This window comes from Micromonospora sp. KC606 (assembly GCF_004348675.1).
GTDB lineage: Bacteria > Actinomycetota > Actinomycetes > Mycobacteriales > Micromonosporaceae > Micromonospora.
Genome location: NZ_SMKN01000313.1, coordinates 1 through 5056 on the forward strand (window position 1 = coordinate 1; position 5056 = coordinate 5056).

Sequence of the window (5056 nt, forward strand, 5' to 3'; positions counted from 1 at the left end):
CCCCTAACCGCCGCCGCGCGCACCCCCCGATCCGGCCCCGTGCACTTTCGGGTCGATCCCCGATGCCCGACGCCGGTGACGTCCGTAGCGTCACCGATCACTGCGACACACCGCTCGTCGCCGACGAGACGTCCGAGGGGAAACCATGGAAACGAACCAGACCCTGCACGACTTCGTGCTCAACCTGCTCATCGACGCGGACGCGAGGGCTTCCTTCGACCTCGACCCGGAGGGCGCACTGCGGGCTGCGGGGTTGCACGACATCACCGCCGCGGACGTGCAGGACGTCGTGCCACTGGTGGTGGACTACGCCCCGGTGCAGGGCCTCACCTCGCTGACGCCGGCCGCGGTCGGCGTCGACCAGCTGCCGGTCGACTCCGCGGATGTCGTCGGCCAGCTCCAGAACGTGACCCAGCAGTTCGCCGTCGCCGGCTCGGCCAACGGGGTCGACGTCAAGGCGGGTGTGCTCGGCACCATCGCCGTCGACCCGACCACCGTCTCGGCGGGTGCGAGCGTACTGCCGGGGATCGGCCTCGGAATCGGCCGGGACGGGCTGGACACCGATCTGACCGGGGTCGGCGACGTGGCGCACACCCTGGACGCCGACGTGGTGGGTGGCCTGGACAGCGCCGTCGAGCCGGTGACCCGGGACGTCGTCGACACGACCACCGGTGTCGCCGGTGACCCGCTCGGCACGGGCGACAGCCTGGTCGGTGGCGGCCTGGACGGCGTGCTGCCGAACACCCAGGGGCACGTCGGCGGGCTCGTCGACTCGCTCGGTGTCAACGACACCCTGGGCGGGCTCGGCGTGGGTCACCCGGTGCAGGACCTCGACGTCACCGGCGCCGTGACCGGTGTCACGTCCCATGTGGACTCCACCGTCTCCGGCACACTCGGTGGTGTCAACGGTACGGTGAGTGGCCTCACCGGCGGTGTCAGCGGGAGCGCCAGCGTGCACGGCGAGGCGCACGCGTCCGCCGACGCTGGGCTGCTCGGACTCGGCGACGGCCTGTTCTGAACGGGCGTCCCACGGTCGATGGGGTCGGGTCACCTCGGGTGTCCCGGCCCCATCCGCCGTGCCCGCCCCTCTTGATTAATGCGCGGCAATCGGCACACTTGGTCCGGTGATGGCGGGTATCTGGTTGGATGTGCTGGACGAGATCGCCGGCACCTGCACCGCCCACGGCCGCGCCGACCTGCTCCGCACGGTCCGCCAGAAACGGGCCCAGCTGCTCGATCCGGCGCTGCGGGTGCTGGTCGTCGGTGAGCCGAACCAGGGCAAGAGTCAGCTGGTCAACGCGATCGTCACCGCCCAGGTCTGCCCGGTCGGCGACGGTCGCACCACCGTCCTGCCGACCGTCGTGCGGCACGCCGAGACCGCCTCGGCGGTGCTGGTCCGGACGCCACCGGAACCGCAGGCCACCGGTGTCGGCGGCGGGCCGGCGGTCGAGCGGACCCCGCTGCCGTTGGACCGGCTCGCCGCCGGGGTCTCCGGAACCCTGGTGCCGCCCTCGGGCGGTGGCGCCCATGTCGAGGTCGGCGTCCCCCGGGCGTTGCTCGGTGCCGGTCTGGTGCTCGTGGACACCCCGGGCAGCGACGGGGCAGCCGGTTCCGGCGGCGCCGCTCCGGTGACCGCGTTGCACCGGGCGGACACCGTCCTGCTGGTCTCCGACTCCACCCGGGAACTCTCCGTCGCCGAGCTGAACATGCTGCTGCACCTCACCCGCTCGCATCCCAACGTGGTGGTGGTGCAGACCAAGACGGACCTCGTACCGGACTGGCGGGTTGTCGCCGAGCGCAACCGGCGGCATCTCCAGGAGGCCGGTGTCCCCGCGCCGCTGATCCCGGTGTCGGCGGCGCTGCGGATGCGCGCCGCGGTCGGCGACGACCACCAGCTCAACGCCGAGTCAGGTTTCCCCCTGCTGATCGCCCGGTTGCGCCGGGACCTGGCCGGCAAGAGCGACACCCTGGCCCGGATGTCGGTGACCGCGCTCGCCCGTGCCGTGGTAGAGCAGTTGGCCGCCCCGCTGCGCGCCGAGCTGGACAACCAGCAGGCCGCGCAGCGGGAGGGGCCGATGGCCCGGCTGCACGCCGCCCAGCGTGAGGTGGACGAGTTGCGCCGCTGCTCGACCCGCTGGCAGAACACCCTCGTCGACGAGATGTCCGACCTGCTCTCGGACGTCGAGTACGACATGCGGGAGCGCACCCGGCAGATCCTGCGCGCCGTCGACGAGGCGTTCGACACGGCGGACCCGCTCACCGGCTGGGACGTCTTCCAGGGCTGGCTGGAGCGGAGCCTGACCGAGGCGGCCCGGGACAACCACGAGTGGTTGGCGCAGCGCTGCGACTGGGTGGCCCGCCGGGTAGCCGGCAATTTCGCCCGGTACGGCCACCACGTACTGCCGCCCTGGTCGATGTCGGTACCCGACGACCTGGCCGACCGGCTGCCGCAGTTGGAGTGCCCGTCCGTCGACCGGTTCACCGTCAGCCAGAAGCTGCTCACCGGCATGAAGGGCTCGTACGGCGGGATGCTGATGTTCGGGCTCGCGTTGACGCTGGCCGGAATGCCCATGATCAACCCCGTCTCGGTCGGGTTCGGCGCGTTGCTGGGCGGCAAGAGCATCCGCGACGAGGGCAAGCAACTGCTGCGCCGCCGCCAGTCACTGGTCAAGGCGGCCGTCCAACGGCACGTCGACGATTTTTTCGTGGCGATGACGAAGGACTGCCGGGACACCGTCAGGCAGGTGCAGCGGCTGCTGCGGGACCACTTCACCGCGCTGACCGAGGAGCTGCAGGAGGGCATCGTCGAGTCGCTGCGCAGCGCCAAGCAGGCCGCCGAGACGGACGCCGCCGTCCGCGACCGGCGGCAGCGCGAGATCCGGGCGAAGATGACCGGGCTGGCCCGGCTCTACGAGCAGGCCCAGGCGTTGACCGTCGGCCGTCCGGGGCCGGTAGTGCTGGAGCAGTCGGCGTGACCGGCGGACCGGGGCTCGAAGGAGCTGTCCGTGGCCTGCTGCACGAGGCGCTCGACCGGTCCCGGGACGACCCCCGCGCCAGCGGTCCGCTGCGGCACCAGCTCGCCCGGTTGGATCAGCCACTGCGGGTCGCCATCGCCGGCCCGTGGCGGTCCGGGAAGTCGACGTTGCTGAACGCGCTGATGGGGGAGGCGGTCGCGCCGGTCGGCGAGGCCGCTGGCAGCGAGGCCCTCATCTGGTACGAGGACGGGCCCACGCCCCGCGCCACCGCCTGGTCCAGCAGCCGGCCGCCACAGGAGCTGGCGGTCGCCCGGTCGGCGGCCGGGATGCGGGTGGACCTGGGCGGACCCGCCGCGGATGGGCTGACCGACGTCGTCGTGCAGTGGCCCACCCGGTCCCTGCGGCATCTGACGCTGATGGACACCCCGGCGCTCGGCGGCACGGGCGACCCGGATCCGGTGATCGATCGGGTGCTGCACGAGGCGGACGCGGTGCTCCACCTGACCCGGGACGGGCGGGACAGCGACCTGCGGGTGCTGGAGGCCGGCCGGGAGAGCCTGGTCGGTCAGGCAGCCCCGGTGCCGGTGGTCCTGGTGCGGTCGCGGGCGGACGAGACCGGTGGCGGGCAGATCGACGCGCTGCTCACCGCCCGGCAGCTCGCCCGCCGCCAGCAGCGGGATCCGCGGGTTGCGGCCCTCTGCCTGCACGTGGTCGCGTGCAGCGGGACGGTCGGCCTGGCCGGACGGACGCTGGATGAGGCGGAGTTCGACGCGTTGGCGGAGCTGGCTCGGGTGCCGCGCCCGGAACTGGAGAGTCATCTCCTCTCCGCCGACCGGTTCCTCCGCGGCGAACTGCCGGTGTACCTGGACACCGCGGACCGGGCGGCCTTGCTGGACCGGCTGGGCCTGTTCGGGGTCCGGCTGGCCACCACGCTGGTCCGGACGGGCTGCGACACGCGGGCCACCCTCGCGACGGAGCTGGTTCGCCGCAGCGGCCTCGCCGAGTTGCGGGAGTCGGTACACCGGCTCTTCGTGGACCGGCAGGGCGTCCTCAAGGCCCGGTCGGCGTTGGCCGCGGTGGAGAGCGTGGCGCGTACCCGGCCGGCACCCGACGCCGGCGCCCTGCTCGACGCCGTGGAGCGGATTCTCGCCGGCGCGCACGAGTTCGCGGAGCTGCGACTGTTCGCGGCGCTGCGGGGGGACCGGTCGGGGTTCGATGCGGGGTCGGCCGAGGAGGCGCGGAGGCTGCTCGGCGGCGAGGGCACCGGCCTGCCCGCCCGGCTCGGCCTGGAACACGACGCGCCGGTACGCCGGCTGTGGGAGGGCGCCGCCGAGGCGCAGCGGCGGTGGCGGGAGCGCGCGGAGGACCCGCGGCTACGACTGGGGCAGCGGCGCGGGGCGCAGGTCGTCGCCCGTAGCTGCGAGGGAATGCTCGCCGAGCTGGTCGACCGAAGTCGGCGGCCCGCGCCGGCGTAGCCGCCGCAGCCGGTCGATCGGGCGGATCTTCTCCAGCGGCAGGAAGCCGGCCATCGCCACCAGGTGCGGAGCGAACGAGATGGTGATCGTCGCGAAGGTGACCAGGTGGAAGGAGTAGAAGAACCCGACCGTGGCGAGTCGCCAGCGTTCGCGGAGCAGGAACACCAGCGGGCTGAGGAGCTCGAAGGCGAGGATGCCGAACTGGGCCACGATCAGCAGGTAGGGCACCTGGGCGATCAGGTCCGCCAGGTCGGTGCCGCGCCGGATGATCGCCCGGGCCAGCACCGATCCGGTGGCCCAGTCCAGCCCGCCGAAGCGCAGCTTGGCCCAGGCGGCCAGGAAGTAGGTGCAGATCACCGCGATCTGGGTGACCCGCAGCGCCCAACCACCCGCCTCGCTGCGGGTGGGGTCGCCGTGCCGGGCCCGCCCGGCGGTCGGCAGGGCGGCCAGCGCGACGAGGAAGGCGAACCGGTCGTGGTCCACCTTCCCGTAGCTCATCGCGATGATCATCCACTCGAAGTAGAGCGCGAAGACCGACCAGCCGAGTAGCCGGGGCGCGCGGCCGGTCGCGGCCAGCAGGGCGAGCGGGAGCAGCGTCCAGAAGAG

Annotated in this window: 4 protein-coding genes; 3 read left to right on the forward strand and 1 reads right to left on the reverse strand. The window is 73.1% G+C overall.

What is annotated here, in order from left to right; genetic code table 11:
• The first annotated feature begins 145 nt into the window (after positions 1-145).
• The 3 genes from E1193_RS32235 (at position 146) to E1193_RS29995 (ending at position 4450) form a co-directional block, all read left to right on the forward strand.
• Entirely contained in the window at positions 146-1018 is an 873-nt protein-coding gene (locus E1193_RS32235) for an IniB N-terminal domain-containing protein (protein WP_165945862.1), read from the forward strand.
• A gap of 109 nt (positions 1019-1127) precedes the next feature.
• The gene (locus tag E1193_RS29990; protein WP_132186509.1) at positions 1128-2975 is read left to right on the forward strand and encodes a dynamin family protein; all 1848 of its coding nucleotides are present in this window, start codon (positions 1128-1130) and stop codon (positions 2973-2975) included.
• Positions 2972-4450 (forward strand): dynamin family protein, encoded by a 1479-nt coding sequence (locus tag E1193_RS29995; protein WP_132186507.1) that lies wholly within the window; start codon positions 2972-2974, stop codon positions 4448-4450. The genes E1193_RS29990 and E1193_RS29995 overlap by 4 nt, the downstream gene beginning before the upstream one ends.
• Here E1193_RS29995 and E1193_RS30000 read toward each other — a convergent pair.
• A partial coding sequence (locus tag E1193_RS30000) for an HTTM domain-containing protein (RefSeq protein WP_132186508.1) occupies positions 4349-5056 on the reverse strand: 708 nt, incomplete at its 5' end. The genes E1193_RS29995 and E1193_RS30000 overlap by 102 nt on opposite strands.

What these genes read in the sequence shown, in the direction of transcription:
- E1193_RS32235 (WP_165945862.1), top strand. Translation starts at nt 146, where the DNA reads ATGGAAACGAACCAGACCCTGCACGACTTCGTGCTCAACCTGCTCATC.
- E1193_RS29990 (WP_132186509.1), top strand. Translation starts at nt 1,128, where the DNA reads ATGGCGGGTATCTGGTTGGATGTGCTGGACGAGATCGCCGGCACCTGC.